This is a genomic window from Blastopirellula retiformator, assembly GCF_007859755.1.
Taxonomy (GTDB): Bacteria; Planctomycetota; Planctomycetia; order Pirellulales; family Pirellulaceae; genus Blastopirellula; species Blastopirellula retiformator.
Genome location: NZ_SJPF01000004.1, coordinates 758,265 through 778,488, shown reverse-complemented (window position 1 = coordinate 778,488; position 20,224 = coordinate 758,265). Strand labels below are relative to the sequence as shown.

Genomic DNA, 20,224 nt, shown 5'->3' with positions numbered 1-20,224 from the left:
GGGGGAGGCAAAATCATGAATCGTAGTGATCGGATCGAGCGGCTGCGGGAGTTGTTGCAAGGGCAAGGGATGTTCCCGATCGCGGTGCCTGATCCGATGATCGAGGCGGCGGTCGACCGGTTTGACTCGACCAACAAACCGCTGCAAGAGTTCACCTCGGTCGAACTGCTCGAGCAGCCGCACGAAGTCGACTGGCTGGTGCCCGGCCTGCTCTCGCGCGGCGCTCCGGCGGTGATTTGCGGGCCGAGCAAATGTTTGAAAACGTCGCTGGCGGTCGACCTGGTGGCGGCCTTGTCGACGGGCGAAAAGTTCTTGGGGCGATTTGCGACCAAGCGCAAGGTGCGCGTCGGCTTCTTCAGCGGCGAGCAAGCGAAGCATGCGCTGACCGACTTAACGCGGCGGTGGATGACGAGCAAACAGAAACAAGAGACGCCCCGGTTCGTCTGCGCGCTGCAAGGGGCGAGCGCGAATCTTGAAAAACAGCTGCGGCAGTTGCGCGCGTGGATCGGCAAGTACGAGTTGGAAGTGGTGATGATCGACCCGCTCGACGTCGCGGCCAAAACAAAACGGGCTCACACGTTGCACCTGCAGGCGATGATCCGCTGTTGTCTTGAGTGCGGCGCGACGCCGATTTTGTGCTGCGCGACGCGCAAGACGATTCGCCCGCGAACGCTCGACGTGACCGACTTGCAAAGCGCCGGCTGTCACGATTTGGCCCGGCAATGGCTGCTGGTGAATCGCCGCCAAAGCTATGAACTTGGCAGCGGGCAGCACAAGTTGTGGCTGACCGTGGGCGGCGACGCTGGGCAAGATAGTCTGTGGGGCGTTGATGTGGAGGAAGGAAGACTCGATGATTCCGCCGGCCGCAGATGGTCGACGAAGGTTCGTACTGTCGATTCGCTGAAGAACGAACAAGCCGCCCGCGAAGCGATGACCCGCGACGAGCGGCACGACGCCAAACTGCGCGTCGTGATCGAAAACCTCGGCCCCGACCGAGCGATGAAGCAAACGGTCCGTGAACATGCCGGGATGAACGGCACAATGTTCGCGGCCGCGTGGGAGCGGCTAGAAGAAGCCGGCGAAATCGAAAAAGTAACCCCCTCCCGGCGAAGCGGCTTCGCCACCTTCCAGTTGAAAAACGTAGGGCAATCCAGCGTAGGGCAGGCCGTGCCTGCCGAGAGCACGAGCGACCACCCCGAACAAAGTCCACCCACCCAAAAAAACGAAACAGTCCAGTCCAGCCCGCCCGAGTTGCAAGAACCACCCGTAGGGTCCGCTATGCGGACCAAGACCCCGCCAAACGATGACGATGATCAAATCATCAACAACGCCACGAACAAGAAAGAGTCGCCAGCGAGTCCCGTCGCGGAAAAACCAAAACAGTCCAGTCCGGTTGCGGATAAATCAAAACAGTCCAGTCCCGTCGAACCGCACGAATCCACGAAACAGTCCAGTCCGACCCAAAAAGCCCCGGAGGGGCGCCGCCAATCTAGCCTAGGGCGAAGTCGCGCCAGCGACGCAGCCCTAGGAAAAGTCGCCACCAAGATCGCAAGCCCCGGAGGGGCGACCCAATAAGAGAAACGGTCCAGTCCAGCGTCAACGATCGATTGAATCGCACCAACCTGGGGCTGCGTCGCGAAGCGCGACTGCGCCCCAGGCTAGGTTGGAACGGCCCTCCGGGCCTGAGATGTTGGCGGGGCTGAAGATTGAGGGCGATGGAGACGAATGTTGTTGTGCCATCTGGATGGTGAGGCATCTTGTTGCTGCGCAACGTGAGCCAGTCTTGGCAGACTGGTCGGGCCACCCGGGATTGGTTGAATCGTCCGGTCCGGTTCGTCATTCGGGCATTCGGATTCGATTCGTCATTCGAGCTTCGGCATTCGTCCTTTGGAATGAACGCCGCATTCCCTCGCTGGCGCGTCGGGCTACGATTGCTTCGCTTTTCCTCAAAACTTTCGGCAGAAGGCTTCGTAGACTTCGACGCTTTTTTCGAGTTGGTCAATCGCCAGCCATTCGTCGTGGGTGTGGGCTTGGGCGATGTGGCCGGGGCCGCAGACGACGGTGGGGACGGCGCCTTGGCTGAGGATCGCGCCGTCGGTTCCGTAGGGGACGCCGATCGTCTTGGCGGTCACGCCACACTCGCTAAGCGTTTCCAGCAGCGAGGCGGCCAAGTTTTGATTGTGCTCCGGCGCCAGGCCGGGCGAAATGATGAACGGTTCGCTGTGCTCAATCCAATCAGGATCGCCGAGCGCTTGGTTGACGAAGTCGATCGCCGCTTGTTGGGCGGCCAGCGGATCGTCGCCTGGCGCCAGACGGCGATCGATTTCGATCACGCAGTGGTCCGGCACTGTATTGACGCTGACGCCGCCGGTAATCATGCCGACGCTCAACGTGGGGCCGCCAATCAGCGGCGCAACCTTGCCTGGCAAGTCGTCGGCATGTTGCTCAAACGCATTGGCGATTTTTGCCATGCGATAGATCGCGTTGGCGCCGATTTTCGGATTGCTGCTATGGGTGGCGACGCCATGGGCGTGACACTTCCAGCGGACGACTCCTTTATGCGAAATCACGACATCCAGCATCGTCGGTTCGGCGACCAAGACCGCCGCCGGAGCTCGAGTGAGCAGTTGCGATTCGCCATCGGTCCAGCTGCGAATCATCCGCTTGGCGCCGGAGAAGCCATGCTCTTCATTGATCGCCAAGGCGAGTACAACGGCCGGGCGATCCGCTTCCGGCAGATCACGAAAGCGGGAGAGCGCCGTCAGCATCGCGGCCATGCCCCCTTTGATGTCGCACGAACCGCGCCCGTAGATGCGGCCCTCTTTGATCTCGGCGGCGAATGGATCGATCGACATGCCGTCGATCGGCACGGTGTCTTGGTGCGCCTCGAGCATCAAGATCGGCCGATCCGCAGGCAGCTTGGCCAGGTCGATCGTCGCGATCAGCAGATTGTCGCGCTGCGGCGCGACCGCTTGACGCTCGCAGTAGTAACCCCAATCGGCGACGTACTGTTCCAAAAAATGGGTCAAGCGGGTCTCGAGATAGATGTCGCTGGCGACATCGCGTCCGATGGAGCGTCCCATGGGATTGACGCTGGGAATCCGAACCAAATCCTGCAGCAGAGAGACGACGTCCGACGTCATGGGGATACTCTTCCGAAAATCGAGCGAAAAACATGCGCCTTCATCATATCGAAGCGACAGGAGAGGGCCAGCCGAGTTGCGCTCTTGGCGTCTATAATAGGGGGCGTATCGCAAGTCCCGGACTCTGGATTATTCATGGCGCGACCACGTACCCGACCTGCCAGTTTGTTGGCTCAAATCTTGAACGACCATGCGTTTCCGGTCTACGCCATCGATCAGGATCAGCAGTTGGCCTATCTGAATGACGCCTGTCGCAGGGCGCTGGGAGATCAGGCCGAAGAATTGATTGGGCGGAAATGTCGTTATCATGCCGTGGGACAGTTGCCGCCGCTCGATCAATTGGCGGCCGATCTGGCGCCGCCGCCTGACGTGTTCGCCGGTCGGCGTGCCGAAACGCCGCTGACGCTGCCAGGTGAAGGGGGCGGTGGTTCGTACCTGGTCCAATTCTCTCCGCTGACCTACGAAGGGGGCGCGGTCGGCGCGCTGGCGATTTGCTATCCGCACAATGGGGTAGGGGAGGGGCGTCAGGCCGATCTGCGGCACGACCAGTTGCGGCAATGGCGACGGAGTTGGCGTCAGCGGTTTTCGACCAGTCAATTGATGGGGGAGAGCGCCGCGATCGGCCGCGTGCGGCGGCAGATTTCGCTTTCGGCGGCGACGCGGCTGCCGGTGGTGATTTTTGGTCCGCCGGGGAGCGGCCGAGAGCATACCGCCCGGACGGTTTGCTATGCGCGACATGGCGAAGGGAGCGGCCCAGTGATTTCGATCCGCAGCGGATTGATGGACGCCGAAATGATTCAAAGTGCGGTTCGCTCGTTCGTCCGTCGGTGTGAAGAGGCGGACGACGCGTCCAACGCGTCGCTGATCTTGCTGGACGCCGATCAACTGCCAGGCGACGCCCAGTCGGAGCTGTCGCACCTGTTGCGGTTGATTGAGATGGATCTGCGGATCGTCTCGACGGCGCGGCAGTCGCTATTGGCGTGGGCCGAACAGGGGAAGTTTCGCGAAGACCTGGCGTATCAACTGTCGACCATCGAGATTGCGCTGCCCCCCCTTTGTGATCGCCCCGAAGATATCCCGCTATTGTCGCAGACGCTGGTTGAGCAACTGAACCTGGAACGAAAAGAACAACTGCGGGGGCTGACCGAGGGGGCCGCCGATGCGCTGTTGGACTACGACTGGCCAGGCAACATTGATGAGTTGGCGGCGGTGATCGCCGAGGCGGCGTCGGCGACCGATTCGGTTTGGATTGACGCCGACCATTTGCCGCAGAAGATTCGTCACGCGCTGGAGGCGAAGCGGTTTGCCGCCAAGCCGGCCGAGCCGATTGAGTTGGACGCGTTTCTGGCGGGGGTCGAGGAAGAGCTGATCCGCCGCGCCTTGGAGCAGACCAAGGGAAACAAGTCGAAAGCGGCTGAACTGTTGGGCGTTTCACGCGCCCGGCTGCATCGACGGCTCGAATCGGCCGAATCGAGCGATCCAGGGGACGAGTAACGGCTCGGTCTGGTTGTCATCCTATCCACCCGAACTTACCATGAATTCCAGTAGTCGAATGACGTCACGATCGACATGCGTGTTGTACGAGACCGATGGGCGGTGGGCTGTGGCGCTTCGCGCGGCGGCCGAGGACCTGCCGATCTTGGAGACGCGTAGCCCCGAGCGGTGGCTGGCTCACTTTCGCGAGAGTCCGGCCTCGATCTTGGCGGTGGCGGCGCCCAGCGGTTGCGATGCGATCCGCTTCGCCCGGCTGCTGGAGGCGTCGGCGCTGTTAGGGCGGCGATTTCCTGAGATGTGCCTGATCGTTCTGTTGTCTGAAGAGGATCGTTCTCTTGCGACGGCCGCCTACGAAGCGGGGGCCGCTTGGGTCCAGATCGGGCGGTGGCGTCTCGACCCCTTAATCCGCCTGGTGCGACGTCATCAGGCGATGTTTCCGGATCTGCCTGCGGAGACGCCGATCGAATCGATCTGGCGAACGCTGCCGTGGGGCGATCTACCTGAATCATAGAAAGAGGCCGGAGTTAATTCCTATGTCCGATACGCAACCGCAAGTTGCCGACGTCATTCGCGTGCTGGAGAAGTTGGCCGATCCGTTGACCGGACGCCCCGTCACGAAGACCGACCAGGTCAAAGAGATTGATCTGCTGGACGGCAAGCTGACGCTGACGCTCGAGCTGACGACCCACTCGGCGCCGCTGTGGGAAGAGACGCGGCAGAAAGGGATCGGCCTGCTGAAGTCGGCGCTGCCGCAGCTGACAGAGGTGACGATCAACCTGGCCGAGCACAAGAGCAAGATCGAAGCGATCGGCCAGGTTGGCTTGACCGTGCGAAGCGTGATCGCCGTTGGGTCAGGGAAGGGGGGCGTCGGTAAGAGCACCATCGCGGCGAGCCTGGCTTTTGCGCTGAAAGACGCCGGGGCGAAGGTCGGCTTGTTGGACGCCGACGTCTACGGACCGAGCGTGCCTCACTTGCTGGGCCTAAGCGGTCGGCCCGAGCTGATCGCCGAGAAGAAGATCGCTCCGCTGGAGCGCGACGGCGTGAAGGTGATGTCGATGGGCTTTCTGGTCGAACCAGAGCGAGCCGTCATTTGGCGCGGCCCGATGTTGCACGGCGCGATCACCCAGTTCCTGCGCGATACCGCATGGGGCGAGCTCGACTATCTGATCATCGACATGCCGCCGGGGACGGGCGACATCGCGTTGACGTTAAGTCAACTGCTGCCGCTGACGGGCTCGGTGGTCGTCTGCACGCCGCAAGATGTGGCGCTGCTCGACGCGGTGAAGGCGATCGCGATGTTCAACACGGTAAAGATCCCGGTTCTGGGGGTTGTGGAGAACATGAGCGGTTTCATCTGCCCCGACACCGGCAAGGAGTGGGACATCTTTGGCAAGGGTGGCGCGAAGAAGAAGGCGGAAGAGATGAACGTGCCGTTCTTAGGCGACGTGCCGATCACGATCTCGATCCGCGAGAAGGGAGATCAAGGCGCCGCGCCGCAGGTGGTGCAGGATGAGCAAACCGCCGGGCACTTCCAAACGATCTGTCAGAACCTGGTTCGAGGCTTGGCCGAATCGGCCGCTGCGAACCCGCCGATGCCAACTTTGACGGTGTTATAGCGCCAGTTGGGCAAGCTGGGAAAGCAAGAAAAGGATAGAGCCGCCAATTGGCGGCTCTTTCTCGTTGTATCGGGTTTGCGTAAAGCAAGTAGTCGACACTTCGAAAAGGTGCGTCGAAGCAGGCGACTAGGCCTTCTTCTTGGCAACTTTCTTCTTCTTGGCGACCTTCTTCTTCTTCACGGTCTTCTTCGGCGAGGCCTTTTTGGCGACCTTCTTCTTAGCGACCTTCTTCTTCTTGACGGTCTTCTTCGGCGAGGCCTTTTTGGCGACCTTCTTCTTAGCGACCTTCTTCTTGACGGTCTTCTTCGGCGAAGCCTTCTTAGCAACCTTCTTCTTGGCTACTTTCTTCTTCGCAACTTTCTTCTTGGTGGCCACGATACGTCCTCCGTTTCGTTAGCGCCGTCGACGTGATTCGTTCATCCGACTTCCTACCATGGAAGAACGCCAATGAGCGAAAGCGCCTACGGCAAAACATGAATTCCTACGAAGCGTTCTCGTCGCCGTGCAGCTAAGTGAATCGCTTCGCTCTAGCAATTGGCCCATGCTAGACAAAGTTGTTTTAAGTTGTACGCATAATCGGATTTTTTGCAACATGTTTTCCACACAAATTGCGGCGCGCTTGAAAGAACTTGAAACTTTTTTCAAGTCGTAGCGCCGCTTAAGCGTAGCGCGCGTTAGCGCGAAGCGGCGCGTTTGATGAAGCGCAAGCGATGTCGCGCATGAAGCGGAAGAGCAACGTCGCGCGCGACGTCAGCGCGCCGTTTAATAAAGCGAAACGACGCTGCCGCTGGTGAGTTGTATCGATGGTTGCGCGCGTTGTTGTCGACGCCCCATGAGCCAACGTTCATGCGGCGTAATTGCTTGATAGTAAAGGGAATTCGACGCTTTGATCGTTCGCTGCGGCGCTGTCGTTACGCCTGTTAAGTAACGTCGCCAAGCGGCTTGCGCATGACGCGCGCGCAAGTGAATTGGATCAACGCCATACCAACTTGGATCAGGCTCAACGAACGTCGCGCCATACTGCTGCGCCGCTTCGCGCAGACGCCAATCGACCTCTTCAGCGCGCGCTAAAGTGCGCTGCAAATTCATGCGACTGCGCGGGATGAGGAAAGTCCGAAAAAAATAGAACGCGGCGGCGCTTAGTCGTCGAACGCGCGTCAAAGGAAGACCAACCAACGTGATCTTCGCGTCGAAACCGCATAACCGCGCCAGACATTCGCTGACCCAACCGACGATCGTTTCGACGTCGCAACCATACAGAATGTCGTTACCAATATCGGTGACGACGGCGGTGGTCGTTCGTTGCGGCTGCGCGCTTGCGGCGTTCCATAGTTCGCACTCAAGGATGCTGGGCAGCCGGCGGATCGCAAGGTAACTCGGCGATCCAAAAGAACGACCGCGCCCCCCGGCGATCATCAGGTTCATCCGCGGACCGTACGCTTCGTCGGCCAAATAGATAATGCGGCCTAGCGATTGGGCGACGTTACTGGCCCCGATCACGATCAAGCGATGCGCGTTCGCATCCAGGGTAGGGGAGGGGAGTGCGTTACCAGGGACGTCCGCCAAACGAATTCCCTCCGGAGAGTTGTTGGTAGTTACCCATCGCCATTATGGCGAACATGATCACTAGAAAGGTCTGATGTAAGCTCATGCAGAACATCGCCGCCAGGATCGCAAACCCGATCGACGCGAACAGCGAATAGCGCAAGCCGTTGTAGGGCGTGAGCCAGAGGAACAGTTCGCGCGCGATCTGTCCGCCGTCCAAAGGATACACCGGCAGCAGGTTGAACACGCCCCACCAGATGTTGATGAACAAGATGATCCAGACGAGCGATCGCACGCCGCTGGTTGCGTCGCCCAGGACTTCGCCGCCGCCGAAGAGGATATCCCAGGCCAGCGGAGGTCGACCCGACAGGAAACCGGCGCCGACTAGAATCAAGACCGTCGCTCCAGCGAATAAGAAGCCTGCCAATGGCCCTGCGAATGAAATCGCAATTTGCGCCCAAGTCGAATTGCCGGCGCGGCGATACGAAGCGCCATGGGGATTGAACCCGCCGTCGTAGTGCGCCAAGCCGCCCAGATGATAAAGCGTGATGCTGGGAGAGAAGCCGTACCACCGCATCAAGACGGCGTGGCCTAGTTCATGAATCAGAATCGATAGGAAGATCACCACGACCGTCAGGCCAAATACCCGCGGATCGGCGATGCCGTTTCCTCCCTGGGCAAACGTATAACCGATCAGGCCTGCCATGATCCAGAAGTAAGCGCTGACGCGGACCGGAATGCCGAAGGCGTTGAAGTTGAAGTCGAAACTGGTCGGCTGCGGAGCGCTAAGGTTCACGTTGCTTCCTAAGAGCTTGCGGAGGTGACTGCTGTCGGAATTTTAGCACGAAGGCTAGATCGACTCGATCCGAAACGAAAAAACGCCACACATTTCTATGCGGCGTTTTCCGTAGGCCAAATTGCGAAAGAGCGTTAGTCGAGCTCTTTGATCATGATGTTCTTCCAGCGAACTTGGGTACCATCCTTCGACTTGTCGTTGCCGATGCCATGCACCTGCAGGGCGATCAAGCCTTTCGACGTCAGGCCATCCTTCAGGTCAGCGGCCGGCACGCCGTTGATCCAGGTCTTGATCGAGTCGCCGCGGCATTCGATGCGGTAGTGATTCCAATCGTCTTGCTTGAACGCCTTCTGCGCTTCCGGGTTGTCCTTCAGGTTGTTCAACCAGCCGCGTCGCGCTTCGTCATAGATGCCGCCGCTCCAAGCGCGGGCGGAAGGATCGATTTCGACCTGGTAACCATGAACGCGATCTTTGGACATCTTCTTCGTCTTGCCGTCTCCGACTTCAATTTCCTTGTCTTCGGCAAAGACCTGGCTGCGAATCTGGATGCCCGAGTTGAGCTTCGGATCGACTTTGAAGTCGACTTCCAGGATGAAGTCGCCATATTCCTTGTCGGTGCACAAGAAGGTGTTGGGCGTGTTCAGCGTCGAGGTGCCGACGATTTCGTCCCCTTCGATCGCGTAGGTCGCCTTGCCGCCATGTTTGGTAAAGCCTTCCAGGTTCTTGCCGTTAAACAGCGGCTGGAAACCTTCCTTATCTTCTGCGTGCGAGAACGAGCAGAGAGCTAAGCCCAGCATCAGGGCCGGTACGATTCGCTTCAACATATTTGATTCCAAGAGTAGGGCAGGGGGGGTGAACGGGGCGAGTGTCAGAATCTCAGAATAGTTGAGAATCTGAGCATTGTCGATCAGTCCTCTCGTTTTGTACCCCATGATTGACTAGTGGGCTCGAATCAACCGAAAATAGTTGCCATTTCTTGTGAAATGCCATTTGCACGTTTGGCAACTATAATGGCCGATTCCCACCAAACGGATCCCACCACCCAGTTCACCTCACCAGGGAGATTCTTGATGAAGCTACGATTTCGCCACCTGGCCGCCGCGGCCCTTGGTTTGTCGGCGCTGTTTTCGGCCGGCCAACTGCAGGCCGAAGTAAAAGTGCCGGCCTTGTTTACTGATCACATGGTCCTGCAACGCGACATCCCGGTCGTCGTCTGGGGAACCGCCGCCAAAGGGGAAGAAGTCGCCGTCTCGGTCGCTTCGCTCGAAGGCAAAACGACCGCCGACGGCGATGGCAATTGGAAGGTCAAGTTGGATGCGCTCCCCGCCGGTGGTCCGCATCGCTTGGTGATCAAGGGCCAGAATGAAATCGCGATCGAAGACGTGCTGGTCGGCGAGGTCTGGGTTTGCTCCGGCCAGTCGAACATGCAGTGGCCGGTCTCGCGGGCCAACGATCATTTGCTGGAAGAGATGACCGCTAAGCTGCCCGAGCTGCGGTTGATCACTGTTCCCAATCGCGCCGCGCAATCGCCGCAAGGCGACTTCAATGGCAAATGGGAAGTTTGCACGCCGGAGACGGTCAAGGATTTCTCCGCCGTTGGCTACTTCTTTGGTCGCCAACTGCAGCAGACGCTCGACGTGCCGGTCGGTTTGATCGACAACTCGTGGGGCGGTTCAGCGGCGGAAGCCTGGGTGCGCCGCGACGTGTTGGAAGGAGAAGACCGTTACGCCGGCATGCTCGACGGTTGGGACAAACGAGTCGCCGACTACGAAGCGAAAATGGAAGCCTTCAAGACGGCCTCCGCCAATGGCGAAAAGCTAGAGAAGCCGAAAGACCCCGGCGCCAACGGCAACCATCGCCCGGCCAATCTGTACAACGGTTGCCTGGCGCCGATCGTCGGCTATGGAATTCGTGGCGCCATCTGGTACCAGGGAGAATCGAACGCCGGTCGTCCGCAAGAGTATGGTCATCTCTTCCCGCTGATGATTTCCAACTGGCGCGAAGATTGGCAGCAAGGGGACTTCCCGTTTTACTGGGTGCAGTTGGCCGACTTCATGGCCGAGCAGCCGGAGCCAGGCGAGAGCAACTGGGCGATCTTGCGCGAGTCGCAAACCTCGACGATGGACAAGCTGCCCAACACCGGCGAAGCGGTCATCATCGACATCGGCGAAGGTCGCGACATTCATCCCCGCAACAAGCAAGACGTCGCCAAGCGTCTGGCGCGTATCGCGCTGGCTCGCGACTACGGCATCAACGTTCCGTATCGCAGCCCGCGATTCAAGAGCCTGGAAGTGAAGGGGAAGAAGGCGGTCGTGACGTTTGATACGTTCGGCATTCCGCTCTATTCGTTCGACGCCAAAGAGCCGAAAGGTTTCGCCATCGCCGGCGCCGACGGCCAGTATGTCTGGGCCGACGCCAAGCTGGTCGGTGAAGACAAGGTCGAAGTCTGGAGCAGCGAAGTCGCCGAGCCGGTCAGCGTTCGCTACGCGTGGGCCAACAACCCGGTCTGCACGCTGCAAAACAACGCAGGCCTTCCCGCTACGCCGTTCCGCAGCGACAAGCCGGCCGAATAAGTTGGTCGCCGAAAGTTGAAACTCAGAACGCTCGCGTCGAACAGGCGCGAGCGTTTTTTTGCGCGCAATCCAACACTAACCCGAGGCGCAAGCCGCGGGAATGCGGCGACCATCAAGTCAACGCGTAGATCTATAGTATCGACAAGTCAACGCGTAGATCTATAGTATCGAGGGTAGCCCGGGCAGTTCGAGAGAACTGGCCGGGTTGCTTCAGCAACAAGACGCTTCACCATTCGGTTGAAGATATCGACAAGGTTTGCATAGGGCAAACCGCCTGGTAAGGCATCTTGTTGCTGCGCAACCCAATCAGCCTGCAGCAGACATGGTCGGGCCACCCGGTTGAGGCGCGCGTTCCCTTGCTCGCGCGATCGCGTGCTGATCTAATCGGCGCTTTCGTTATTTTGCGACATTGATAGAGCAGGGCAGGGGGGCTTCGTTTAGAATCTCGCCGCCGCCCCAGGAGCAAATTCCCGTGAGAGCGGTTGTGCAGCGAGTTTCTTCCGCCAGCGTTCGTGTTGATGGCGAAGTGGTTGGCCAGATAGAGCGCGGCTTGTTGGTGCTATTGGGCGTCGAGCCGGAAGATGGCGCGGCCGACGTCGCTTACATCGCGGACAAGACGGCCAACTTGCGGATCTTTGAAGATGACGCCGGCAAGATGAATCTCTCGGTCGTCGACATCGGCGGCGCGGTCTTGGCGGTCAGTCAGTTCACGCTGCTAGGCGACTGTCGCAAAGGGCGTCGGCCCGGCTTCACCGGCGCGGCGCCGCCTGAGTTGGCCAACGCGCTGTACGAAGAGTATGTCGCCGCCGTGCGGAATTTGGGGCTGCCGGTCGAGACCGGGATCTTTCGCGCTGATATGAAAGTGTCGCTGATCAACGACGGGCCGGTGACGTTGCTGCTTGATAGCGGCAAAAAGTTTTGACGCCGACGACGTCGGCAGGAAGCATCAGGCCGAGATACGGTTCTCGATCGGCGGATGGCTATGTCGTTTGAGATTGGACATCTTCGCCCCGCTACCAGCCGCGAGTTGATGCTTCCTGCGGCTGCGCCGCCCCGACAGAAGGATCTGTCGCGGCTAACCTGATGGCTGCGGATCTTCTACGAAGTGCTGACGATATTCATTCAGCAGTTTCGCCAACGACTTGGCGTCGCGGCCAAAGTTGTTCGGCAGCAGTTCGTCCAGGCGATAGCGTTTGTTGGACGGCTCGTTTCGATTGACATAGTTGAGTCCGACCATCTGTTGCCCCCACAGGCCCGAGTGGCTGACCAGTTCGGTCTCGAAGTTGGCGATCTCGTTCCACGCGATGTGATGCGACGTAAACAGGTAGCAGTATCGGATGCCGGTCTCGTCGATTCGCAGCGAAGAACTGCCGGGCCAAATTTCCATCGTGCCAAGCGCGCCGCAGCCGACGAAGAACGCCGCTGCGATGTATCCGATCTCTTTGCCGGTCAGTCCAAGTCCAACGCAAGACAGGGCCAGGATCGTACTAGCGCAAGCGATCAGGATCGCGCGGCGACCGCTGGGATAAAGCGTAAGCGGAGTTTGCATATCAGCGGGTGATCGGAAAGGTCAACGGCTCGGTCGCGATTTCCGGCGGTTGCGTCGGCACAGTCCCAGGAGCTGCGGCCTGCATTTCTTCCGGCGTGCGATGTAGATGGTATTGTTGCATGAGAATCGGATCGCCGACCGCGGCCATCACCAGGATCGCCAGCTTGGAATAGGTCGAGAAGTTCGACCACATGCTGTTGGGGTTCCAGAACTTGATCGCGGTACCGAACGACTTCTTGAAGCGCGGCATCACTCCATGCCATTCGACGCTCCATATCTCGTCCAGGGTCAGGTGCACCATGAAACCAAGGAAAACGGCGCTCGCTTTCAATAGCCGCACGTCGAGCCGTTCGCCCGAGACGACCAGAAACGCCACGAGCGCAACGCTGATGGCGGCCGGGATGCTGTGCCACATGCCGCGATGCTTGGTGTATTTCTTAAAGACCTCGGCGACGCCGAAGCGGATCACCATATAGATGATGGCGCCGGCCAGCGCGATCTCTTCCGGCCCCATGCCGAATCGCCGAAAGCGGTCGATCATCAACATCGGCGCCATCGCGGCGACGAAGGCCGAGATCTCTTTCACCGGGCGGCCCGATCCGCTGTCGAGGTCGGGCAAGATGCCGGCGATGCTGCAGAGTCCGGCGGTCAGCATGCAGGTGGTGATCGTGACGGTTTCGCCATTGGCGACTTCCGGCATAAAGACGTAGGCCGCGGCGCCATAGCCAATGCCGACGATGGTGCTGGTCGTGATGTGGGTGTTGAAACCGGCCATGAGTCCCCTGCTTCGATCCTTCGAAATCGGTCCGCGTCATTCTATTGTTTGGCGAGGTGCGGTTGTACGCGAAACCGCCGAGCCGACGCCAGTCCAAAACGATTGGACTGCTAGCAGCTGGGTGAAACTGATCTTCGAGCCCGCGTCGCGGACCGATATACTGCTTCGCCGCGGTGCGCATGTCCGCACTGCATCTAGGACCGAGTTGAAGCAAGAAGGCGCCCCGCGATGGCGAATGGATACGACGTATTGATGGTGATTGTGCTGCTCGGGGCGACTGCCTGGGGTTTGTACAAAGGAATGGCGTGGCAGATCGCCTCGTTCGCGTCGATTTTCGCCAGCTACGTTCTGTCGGTCCAACTGCGTGAGCCGGTCGCCGCCCTCTTTCCGATGGAGCCGCCGTGGAACAAGCTGGCCGCGATGCTAGCACTTTACGTCGGCTGCTCGCTGGTCGTCTGGGTCGGTTTTCGCTTTATCTCGAAGACGATCGAAAGCATGAAGCTAAAGGACTTCGATCGTCAGGTCGGCGCTTTGCTGGGCGCGGCCAAAGGCGCCCTGCTGTGCATCATCATCACGATGTTCGCCGTCGCCTTCGCCACCGGCGATCGCCGACAAGAGATCGTGTCGTCGAGGTCGGGCTACTATATCTCTCGCGTGATCGACAAAGCGCAAGCGATCATGCCGCAGGAAGTTCACGCGGCTGTGAAGCCGTACATCGATAATTTCCAGCAGCAGATTGGCGAACAGCCGTCGATCACCACCGCCAATATCTTGCCTGGCGGCGGCCAGGATCCGGCTGCTCCAGCGACGAATGCTCCGGTGGGCGGACAGCAGCCGGGCGAGTTCCAGCCGATTCCTCAGCAATGGACGCAGAACTGGCAGCAGACCTATGGTCAGCTGAAGGCGGACTATGGCCAGATCCAAGGCGCCGTCGATCAGGCTCTTCAGAATCCGCAGCAAACGACCCAGCCGTACGTGAACCAGTTTCAGCAGAACCTGCGTGATCAAGTGCAGCAGCAAATCGATCAGCGCTGGGGCCCGGCTTCGCAAGGTTATCAACAGCAACCGAGCTACGCTCCGCAAGGCTATCAACAGCCGATGTACCAGCAGCCCAATTACGCGCCGCAGCCGAACTATCCGCAGCAGGCGCCGCCGCAAGGTTATTATCCCCAGGGCTATCTTCCGCAGCCCAACGGCGGGCAATATCGGCGGTACTAATCATCGGCCGAATTCTTAACTTTGTGTTAATGATTCTGTAGTCGCATGTGGCTGTATGGCGCCCCCCTGCAATGCTCGGCATAATCCCTGGTTTGGACGGGATTGGTGTCGAAGGGGCAGGGCGTGGCGAAATTCTTGAATACGAGTGCGACAACGTATTACCTGGAAGAGTTGATCAAGAAGTGCACTGGCAATCTGTTCTTGGTCAGTCCCTTTGTGAAGGTCGCGCCTCGATTGCGCGACTTGATTGTTGAGCGAGCCGCATCTGGGGTCGATGTTCGTCTCGTCTATGGGAAGACCAGCTTGTCTGCGGCCGAGGTCGATTGGCTTCGCGGCGTCGATTCGATAAAGACAAGCTATTGCGAAAATCTGCATGCGAAGTGCTATCTAACTGAGGCTGGCGGCGTAATAACCAGCTTGAATCTCTATGAATTCAGTCAGGTGAACAACTACGAAATGGGCGTCTATTTCTCGCGACGATCCGACCCGGAAATCTTTGAAAACGCCTTTGAAGAAATCAAGCGAATTCTGCGCGTCTCGCATGCTGTCGATCTCACTGGAGATGACGAGGAAGGGGACCTGGTTTTGGCGGAAGCGGTCTACGAGAAATTGACGACGTCCAAGCTTGCGAAGCAGGTCGGCGTGAGCACTGAATCGATCTCGAAAAGCTTGGTCGAAAGCGGCTATCTTGAGCTGCGTGAAGGACGCCAATTTATCACTGAAGCCGGCAAGGCAGCCGGTGGTGAATTCAAGTTCAGCAAACGCTTTGGGCCATACTTTCTGTGGCCGCCGAGTGTCGGTGAGCAGTTGAAAAACGACGCCAGATAACCCCGTCCCGGCTTCTCGGTGCAGGGAACCGGGTTTTGGCCCCAATTGCCAAAACCCGGTAAAAATAGGCCCGTAACCGAACATAACAAACATTATCGGACGTTGAAGTGGGGTTCTGGCTGGGCCCTGCTTTTCCGGGGATTGGCTTGCCCAGGGCCGTTTCTAGGGCGTTGGTGGGTTCTCTGTTGTCGCTACGTCGGCTTTGGCTGCTCGCCGTAAGGCGATTGGAAATGCGGATGCATTTTGGGCGCGAGTTGCGTCTGTCGGCTGAGAGAAAGTCGCCGCTCTGGCGCGGCGTTAGGTGGGCGCAATTTGGTCTCGCGTGAAGCGGAGTCGGCTTGGTCGCCGGAGCATGTTTTTGATCGCCGACAGGCGTCGCCGCGCGAGCTGAATTCGGTTGGGTTTTCGCTGCTGGCGCCGCCCCTGATTTGAAGCGTCTTCAAGCCGCATGATTTGGAGATTCTGGGCGGTGGTTTGGGAGGCAACTTGACGGGCCCAAAAACGGGTGCTACTCCCCTGCTCTGTTGCGTCGCTCGCTTTAGCATGGCAGGATGTGGACTCACGCTGGTGGCTTGCTGGTGACGGTCAATTGGATGGGGCTCTGGTCTGGTGAAACGTCTTAGTACAGTGCAGATGGCTTGGCATGGGTTCGCGTCTTGGTGCGGCAACGTCGGGATATGGATTGGCAAGTGGGCTGGTTGGTTATTTGGGAAGCCGCGAGGCTGCTGGGTGACGGTTAGCTGGGACATCGTGCCGCCGAAGGATTCTGACGGCGTCGCAGCGAAGGATCCTGATTGTTGGACGATGCGATTGTTGGTGGTGAACCAAAGTCGCTATCCCGTCGTGGTGGTCGACGCGGGCTGGTTGGTATTTACGCCGGGCCGCGAGGCGGTCGAGATTCCGCTGCTGGGGAGCGCCACCGTCGAAGGGGGACGCTATGAAGTCGCGGCAAGAGGCCAGGTCTATCTCGCGGTTGACGGAGGGACGGCTTGGGGGCAGATGTCGCCGGAGTTCGCCGAGGCGTTGGGGCTGGACGGCGGAACGTTCGACCCGCGGTTTGATTGGGCCGCCTATGTTCGCCTGGAGTCTGGCCGACTCTTTCGGTCGTACGCCAATTTCTGACGGCGCTCGCTTGGCGACATCTGCGGCATGGCAGGGGTGGGGCGATCAAATTGCCTGCGGTGAGTTGGGTTGTTTCGTAAGAAATTTCGCCTGGGAGGTGGAGGTAGGGGGCGGAAATGCAGTCGTGAGTCTGCCGGCTGCAGAAGGCCCAGCGGTTCTGCCAAATGGCCAGATAAAAAAAGGGCCCGGTCTGAATCGATCAAACCGGACCCTGCATTTGGTCGCATGGGGAAAGCATGCCTGATTAGGCGGTCGCTTCCGCTTCGGCCGATTCTCGTTCCAGGAATTCGCCCATCTTGCGGAACTTGTCGTAGCGCTGCTGGACCAGGGCGTCGGGTTCGGTGCCGTTCAGTTCTTTGAGGGTCTTCAGCAGGTACATCTTCAAGCGAGCCGCCATCTGACGGTGATCGCGATGGGCGCCGCCGAGCGGTTCTTCAATCACGTCGTCAACCACGCCGAACTGCGGCAGGTACTTGGAAGTGAAGCGAAGGGCGTCGGCCGCTTTCTCTTTAAATTGGTGGCTCTTCCAAAGAATGCCGGCACAGCCTTCGGGCGAAATGACGGAGTAGTAGGAGTGCTGCAGCATCGCCACGCGATCGCCGACGCCAATACCCAGGGCGCCGCCAGAGCCGCCTTCGCCGATCACGACGCAGATCACCGGGGTGCGAAGCCGCGACATGGCGAACATCGCGTCGGCCACGGCCATCGCCTGACCGCGTTCTTCGGCGCCGACGCCGGGGTAGGCGCCAGGGGTGTCGATGAACGAGATGACCGGGATCTGGTACTTCTCGGCCATCTGCATCTTGGTGATCGCTTTGCGGTAGCCTTCGGGGTGAGCGCAACCGAAGTAGCACTCGCTCCGTTCCTTCAAGTTGCGACCCTTGAAGTGACCCATGAACATCACCTTGAACGCGTCGAGTTTGGCGAAGCCGGTTCGCAGCGCGCGGTCGTCGCCAAACTTGCGATCGCCATGCAACTCGACGAACTCATCGAACACCAGGTTCAAGTAGTCGGCCGATTGCGGGCGTTGTTGGTGACGAGCGACTTCGACGGTTTGCCAGGCCGAGAGGTTCTCGTAGATCGACTTCGTCTTGTCGGCGATCTCGCGCTTCAGCGAACGAATCTCTTCTTGCGTTTCGGCGCTGTCGTCTTTTCTCGCTTCGAGGTCGTGCAGTTGCTTTTCGAGGCGTTCGATCGGCTCTTCAAAACCGAGGTAAATTCTGGCGGCCATTCGTGGAGTTCACTCCCGTAGGATTGCGTGATTTCGGGAAAACGCGGCGGCGTCTCCGTTATTTGGTTTCTTCTTCGACCGGAGGAATCTCTTCCAGCGCTTTGCGATCTTGTTCGGCTAAAGCCGGCGGCTTTTTCGGCGGGATCTTATAGATCTTGGTCGTTTGAAAAAGACGCAACAACGTATCCATGTCGTCGGGACGGTCCTCTTTTTTCTTCGCCATCATCCGGGCAACCAGCGTTGAGAACTCGTCGGTGACGTTGGGGTTGGCGGCCAGCAGCGTGGGAATCGGACCGCGGATATGTTTGTCGAGCAGGTGATCGGCGCTGGTCGCGGTGTAGGGCAACTTGCCGCTCATCAGTTCAAAGATCGAGCAGCCGAAGCTGTACAAGTCGGCGCGACCATCGAGCGCTTCGCCTTTGATCTGCTCGGGCGACATGTAGCTGCGGGTGCCTTGCACCTTGGAGCCGCCGAACCACTTTGACAAGCCGCTCCGTTTCTTCTCGGCAATTGAGAAGTCGATCAGCTTGACGTTTCCTTCGTAGTCGAGCAGGAAGTTGTCTGGCTTTACGTCGCGATGGATCCAGCCCAGCTTATGAATGTAGCCGAGCCCTTTGGCCGCATCGGAGATGATCTTGGGAGTCCAATAGGCGAGGTTTTCGCCATCCTCACGCAGCGCCATTTTCATGTTGCGTGAGATGCCGCATTCCATGGTGATATACGGAATGTTGCGGTGGATGTTGTATTCGTAGATATGAATGACCAGCGGATGGTCAAAATGATGGCCGACGTCGTACTCGTGCTTCAGCGCTTGGATCTGCTCTTTGTCGCGGCAGAACTTGTCGTGCAGCGCCTTCAGCGCCACGCGGCGACGATCCAAGTCGTTGATCGCTTCCCAGACCTGACATGTCTGACTCGCGCGTAGCATTCGCACCAAGCGATACGAACCAATGTAGTTTCGGCCTGACGTAGCCACTCGCAGTCACCTGACGTCGACGGGGCCGACGATTCTTCTGTGTTCCCAGGGAGAAGCGCTACGGGCCGCGCTCCACTCGATAAGTCCGTCAATTCTACCCTAATCGCTACAAATTCAAAAGAGCGAGCCAGGGTGCGGCCTTCGCGACAAGAAAAAGACAAGTCGTTAGCGGAAAAGCCTTTAGGACTTATCGGCCAGGACCTGCTCGTAGGTCTTGCGAATCTCGGCGGTCATGTGCCGATGGGGAAAAACCTGGGCGGCGCGGCGGCGCCCCTCTTCTCCCAGGCGTTGTCGCAAGGCGGCGTCGCTGGCCAGCCGGATTAGCGCGTCGGCCAGTTGATCAACATCTTTGGGGGGGATCAGCTCGCCGGTTTCGCCAGTGACGACCACTTCGCGGGCCCCGTCGACGTCAAAACTGACTGCCGGTTTGCCCGAGAGGAGCGCCTGCGGCAGTGCCCGGGCCAACCCTTCCCGCAGACTGGCGTGGACCAGGATATCCATCGCCCCGCAGTACTTCGGGATGTCGGTCGGCGGAACGAGCCCGGCCAACTGGAAGTGGTCGGTCAGGCCGGCGGCGCTAATCTCTTCGACGTACTTGTCATGAAGCAGCCCGTCGCCGATCCAGAGAAAGCGGACGTTCGGAACAGCCTCGATCACTCGCTTGGCGGCGGCCAGGACAAACTCGTGCCCTTTCAGATGAAACAGCCGGGCGATCTTGCCGATGACGACATGCTCTTCGCTGTAGCCCAGCTTCTGTCGCATTTCGTTGCGCCAGTCGCCTGACTGCAGAAATGGCTCGACTTCCATCCCGCTGTAGATCGTGGTGAACTTTTCCCGCGGCGCAACCTGAGCGTCGACCATCAGGTCGGTCATGGCGTCGGCGACGCAGATCATCTTGTCGCACCGCTTGGCGGCGTATCGCTCGCAGGCGATGAAGAACTTGCGGGCCGCCGCTGATTGGTAGGGATGAAAGGGCGCGCCATGAACCGTATGAATGACCGCCGGCACGCGCAGCGACGTTGCGGCAAGGCGACCGAGCATGCCCCCTTTCGCACTGTGCGTATGAACAACGTCAGGGCGAAAATCGCGGAGGATCTTTTTGAGTTCGTAATAGCCGCGGACGTCATGCCACGGATAGATGTTGCGAACCAAGTGTGGCGCCAGGGCAACCGGAACCTGGTGATTGGTTCGATCGAGCAGCGTGCCTTCGCGGCCCGGCGACGGACCGGTGATCAGTAGAACGTCGTCGCCGAAGTCGCGGATCAGATCTTGGCAGTTGTAGAGCGTATTCTCTTGCGCGCCGCCGACGATCATGCGCGTAATGACGTGCGCGATGCGCATAGAACCGGTCGCTTTCG

At 59.2% G+C, this 20,224-nt stretch carries 19 protein-coding genes; 9 read left to right on the top strand and 10 right to left on the bottom strand.

What is annotated here, in order from left to right; translation table 11 throughout:
• The first annotated feature begins 15 nt into the window (after nucleotides 1–15).
• A complete protein-coding gene (locus tag Enr8_RS19040) occupies nucleotides 16–1,575 on the top strand; it encodes an AAA family ATPase (RefSeq protein ID WP_146434507.1) in 1,560 nt (519 codons plus the stop codon).
• Between the two features lie 371 nt (nucleotides 1,576–1,946).
• Here Enr8_RS19040 and Enr8_RS19035 read toward each other — a convergent pair whose 3' ends face one another.
• Nucleotides 1,947–3,143, bottom strand: a complete 1,197-nt coding sequence (locus Enr8_RS19035) for a M20 family metallopeptidase (RefSeq protein ID WP_146434505.1) — start codon at nucleotides 3,141–3,143, stop codon at nucleotides 1,947–1,949.
• Between the two features lie 135 nt (nucleotides 3,144–3,278).
• Here Enr8_RS19035 and Enr8_RS19030 point away from each other — a divergent pair, with 135 nt between their 5' ends.
• The 3 genes from Enr8_RS19030 to Enr8_RS19020 are packed head-to-tail and all read left to right on the top strand — an operon-like array spanning nucleotide 3,279 to nucleotide 6,253.
• Nucleotides 3,279–4,637 carry an AAA-type ATPase lid domain-containing protein gene (locus tag Enr8_RS19030; protein WP_186767743.1) on the top strand — a complete coding sequence of 453 codons (1,359 nt, stop codon included), beginning with the start codon at nucleotides 3,279–3,281 and terminating at the stop codon, nucleotides 4,635–4,637.
• Between the two features lie 58 nt (nucleotides 4,638–4,695).
• Nucleotides 4,696–5,148 carry a hypothetical protein gene (locus Enr8_RS19025; RefSeq protein ID WP_186767742.1) on the top strand — a complete coding sequence of 151 codons (453 nt, stop codon included), beginning with the start codon at nucleotides 4,696–4,698 and terminating at the stop codon, nucleotides 5,146–5,148.
• A 22-nt stretch (nucleotides 5,149–5,170) separates the two neighbouring features.
• Nucleotides 5,171–6,253 carry an Mrp/NBP35 family ATP-binding protein gene (locus tag Enr8_RS19020; protein ID WP_146434499.1) on the top strand — a complete coding sequence of 361 codons (1,083 nt, stop codon included), beginning with the start codon at nucleotides 5,171–5,173 and terminating at the stop codon, nucleotides 6,251–6,253.
• Between the two features lie 126 nt (nucleotides 6,254–6,379).
• On the opposite strand, the gene Enr8_RS19015 is transcribed toward Enr8_RS19020, so the two are convergent.
• The 4 genes from Enr8_RS19015 to Enr8_RS19000 all read right to left on the bottom strand — a co-directional run bounded on the left by Enr8_RS19015 (nucleotide 6,380) and on the right by Enr8_RS19000 (nucleotide 9,418).
• A complete protein-coding gene (locus Enr8_RS19015) occupies nucleotides 6,380–6,628 on the bottom strand; it encodes a hypothetical protein (RefSeq protein WP_146434497.1) in 249 nt (82 codons plus the stop codon).
• A 387-nt stretch (nucleotides 6,629–7,015) separates the two neighbouring features.
• Entirely contained in the window at nucleotides 7,016–7,819 is an 804-nt protein-coding gene (locus Enr8_RS19010) for a hypothetical protein (RefSeq protein WP_146434495.1), read from the bottom strand.
• A complete protein-coding gene (locus tag Enr8_RS19005) occupies nucleotides 7,800–8,594 on the bottom strand; it encodes a site-2 protease family protein (RefSeq protein ID WP_146434492.1) in 795 nt (264 codons plus the stop codon). Before Enr8_RS19005 ends, Enr8_RS19010 begins: the two co-directional genes overlap by 20 nt.
• A 134-nt stretch (nucleotides 8,595–8,728) precedes the next feature.
• On the bottom strand, nucleotides 8,729–9,418 hold the full coding sequence (locus tag Enr8_RS19000; RefSeq protein WP_146434490.1) for a 3-keto-disaccharide hydrolase: 690 nt from the start codon (nucleotides 9,416–9,418) through the stop codon (nucleotides 8,729–8,731).
• A gap of 246 nt (nucleotides 9,419–9,664) precedes the next feature.
• Here Enr8_RS19000 and Enr8_RS18995 point away from each other — a divergent pair, with 246 nt between their 5' ends.
• Both Enr8_RS18995 and dtd read left to right on the top strand, forming a co-directional pair.
• Nucleotides 9,665–11,167: a sialate O-acetylesterase gene (locus Enr8_RS18995; protein ID WP_146434488.1), complete on the top strand. Its 1,503-nt coding sequence runs from the start codon at nucleotides 9,665–9,667 to the stop codon at nucleotides 11,165–11,167.
• Nucleotides 11,168–11,639: 472 nt separating this feature from the next.
• Entirely contained in the window at nucleotides 11,640–12,089 is a 450-nt protein-coding gene (gene dtd / locus Enr8_RS18990; protein ID WP_146434486.1) for a D-aminoacyl-tRNA deacylase, read from the top strand.
• Nucleotides 12,090–12,242: 153 nt separating this feature from the next.
• Here dtd and Enr8_RS18985 read toward each other — a convergent pair whose 3' ends face one another.
• Both Enr8_RS18985 and Enr8_RS18980 read right to left on the bottom strand, forming a co-directional pair.
• Nucleotides 12,243–12,716 carry a hypothetical protein gene (locus Enr8_RS18985; RefSeq protein WP_146434484.1) on the bottom strand — a complete coding sequence of 158 codons (474 nt, stop codon included), beginning with the start codon at nucleotides 12,714–12,716 and terminating at the stop codon, nucleotides 12,243–12,245.
• A 1-nt stretch (nucleotide 12,717) separates the two neighbouring features.
• Nucleotides 12,718–13,491, bottom strand: coding sequence for a metal-dependent hydrolase (locus Enr8_RS18980; RefSeq protein ID WP_146434481.1), 774 nt, complete (start codon nucleotides 13,489–13,491; stop codon nucleotides 12,718–12,720).
• A 228-nt stretch (nucleotides 13,492–13,719) separates the two neighbouring features.
• On the opposite strand from Enr8_RS18980, the gene Enr8_RS18975 reads away from it, so the two are divergent.
• The 3 genes from Enr8_RS18975 (at nucleotide 13,720) to Enr8_RS18965 (ending at nucleotide 16,659) form a co-directional block, all read left to right on the top strand.
• Nucleotides 13,720–14,709, top strand: coding sequence for a CvpA family protein (locus tag Enr8_RS18975; RefSeq protein WP_146434479.1), 990 nt, complete (start codon nucleotides 13,720–13,722; stop codon nucleotides 14,707–14,709).
• A 123-nt stretch (nucleotides 14,710–14,832) separates the two neighbouring features.
• Nucleotides 14,833–15,537 carry a phospholipase D family protein gene (locus tag Enr8_RS18970; RefSeq protein WP_146434477.1) on the top strand — a complete coding sequence of 235 codons (705 nt, stop codon included), beginning with the start codon at nucleotides 14,833–14,835 and terminating at the stop codon, nucleotides 15,535–15,537.
• A gap of 729 nt (nucleotides 15,538–16,266) precedes the next feature.
• Complete coding sequence (locus tag Enr8_RS18965) at nucleotides 16,267–16,659, top strand: hypothetical protein (RefSeq protein WP_146434476.1); 393 nt, start codon at nucleotides 16,267–16,269, stop codon at nucleotides 16,657–16,659.
• Between the two features lie 244 nt (nucleotides 16,660–16,903).
• On the opposite strand, the gene Enr8_RS18960 is transcribed toward Enr8_RS18965, so the two are convergent.
• The 3 genes from Enr8_RS18960 to Enr8_RS18950 all read right to left on the bottom strand — a co-directional run bounded on the left by Enr8_RS18960 (nucleotide 16,904) and on the right by Enr8_RS18950 (nucleotide 20,207).
• Nucleotides 16,904–17,890, bottom strand: coding sequence for an acetyl-CoA carboxylase carboxyltransferase subunit alpha (locus Enr8_RS18960; RefSeq protein ID WP_146434474.1), 987 nt, complete (start codon nucleotides 17,888–17,890; stop codon nucleotides 16,904–16,906).
• A 58-nt stretch (nucleotides 17,891–17,948) separates the two neighbouring features.
• Nucleotides 17,949–18,818: a serine/threonine protein kinase gene (locus Enr8_RS18955; protein ID WP_146434472.1), complete on the bottom strand. Its 870-nt coding sequence runs from the start codon at nucleotides 18,816–18,818 to the stop codon at nucleotides 17,949–17,951.
• A 228-nt stretch (nucleotides 18,819–19,046) separates the two neighbouring features.
• Nucleotides 19,047–20,207 (bottom strand): glycosyltransferase family 4 protein, encoded by a 1,161-nt coding sequence (locus Enr8_RS18950; RefSeq protein ID WP_146434470.1) that lies wholly within the window; start codon nucleotides 20,205–20,207, stop codon nucleotides 19,047–19,049.
• Between the last annotated feature and the right edge of the window lie 17 nt (nucleotides 20,208–20,224).

Excerpts from the sequence above, each read along its gene's own strand:
- Enr8_RS18985 (WP_146434484.1), bottom strand. The coding sequence starts at position 12,716 with ATGCAAACTCCGCTTACGCTTTATCCCAGCGGTCGCCGCGCGATCCTG.
- Enr8_RS18995 (WP_146434488.1), top strand. The coding sequence starts at position 9,665 with ATGAAGCTACGATTTCGCCACCTGGCCGCCGCGGCCCTTGGTTTGTCG.
- Enr8_RS19040 (WP_146434507.1), top strand. The coding sequence starts at position 16 with ATGAATCGTAGTGATCGGATCGAGCGGCTGCGGGAGTTGTTGCAAGGG.
- Enr8_RS19000 (WP_146434490.1), bottom strand. The coding sequence starts at position 9,418 with ATGTTGAAGCGAATCGTACCGGCCCTGATGCTGGGCTTAGCTCTCTGC.
- Enr8_RS19035 (WP_146434505.1), bottom strand. The coding sequence starts at position 3,143 with ATGACGTCGGACGTCGTCTCTCTGCTGCAGGATTTGGTTCGGATTCCC.
- Enr8_RS18960 (WP_146434474.1), bottom strand. The coding sequence starts at position 17,890 with ATGGCCGCCAGAATTTACCTCGGTTTTGAAGAGCCGATCGAACGCCTC.
- Enr8_RS19025 (WP_186767742.1), top strand. The coding sequence starts at position 4,696 with ATGACGTCACGATCGACATGCGTGTTGTACGAGACCGATGGGCGGTGG.
- Enr8_RS18980 (WP_146434481.1), bottom strand. The coding sequence starts at position 13,491 with ATGGCCGGTTTCAACACCCACATCACGACCAGCACCATCGTCGGCATT.
- Enr8_RS18955 (WP_146434472.1), bottom strand. The coding sequence starts at position 18,818 with ATGCTACGCGCGAGTCAGACATGTCAGGTCTGGGAAGCGATCAACGAC.
- Enr8_RS18975 (WP_146434479.1), top strand. The coding sequence starts at position 13,720 with ATGGCGAATGGATACGACGTATTGATGGTGATTGTGCTGCTCGGGGCG.
- Enr8_RS19030 (WP_186767743.1), top strand. The coding sequence starts at position 3,279 with ATGGCGCGACCACGTACCCGACCTGCCAGTTTGTTGGCTCAAATCTTG.
- Enr8_RS18950 (WP_146434470.1), bottom strand. The coding sequence starts at position 20,207 with ATGCGCATCGCGCACGTCATTACGCGCATGATCGTCGGCGGCGCGCAA.
- Enr8_RS19020 (WP_146434499.1), top strand. The coding sequence starts at position 5,171 with ATGTCCGATACGCAACCGCAAGTTGCCGACGTCATTCGCGTGCTGGAG.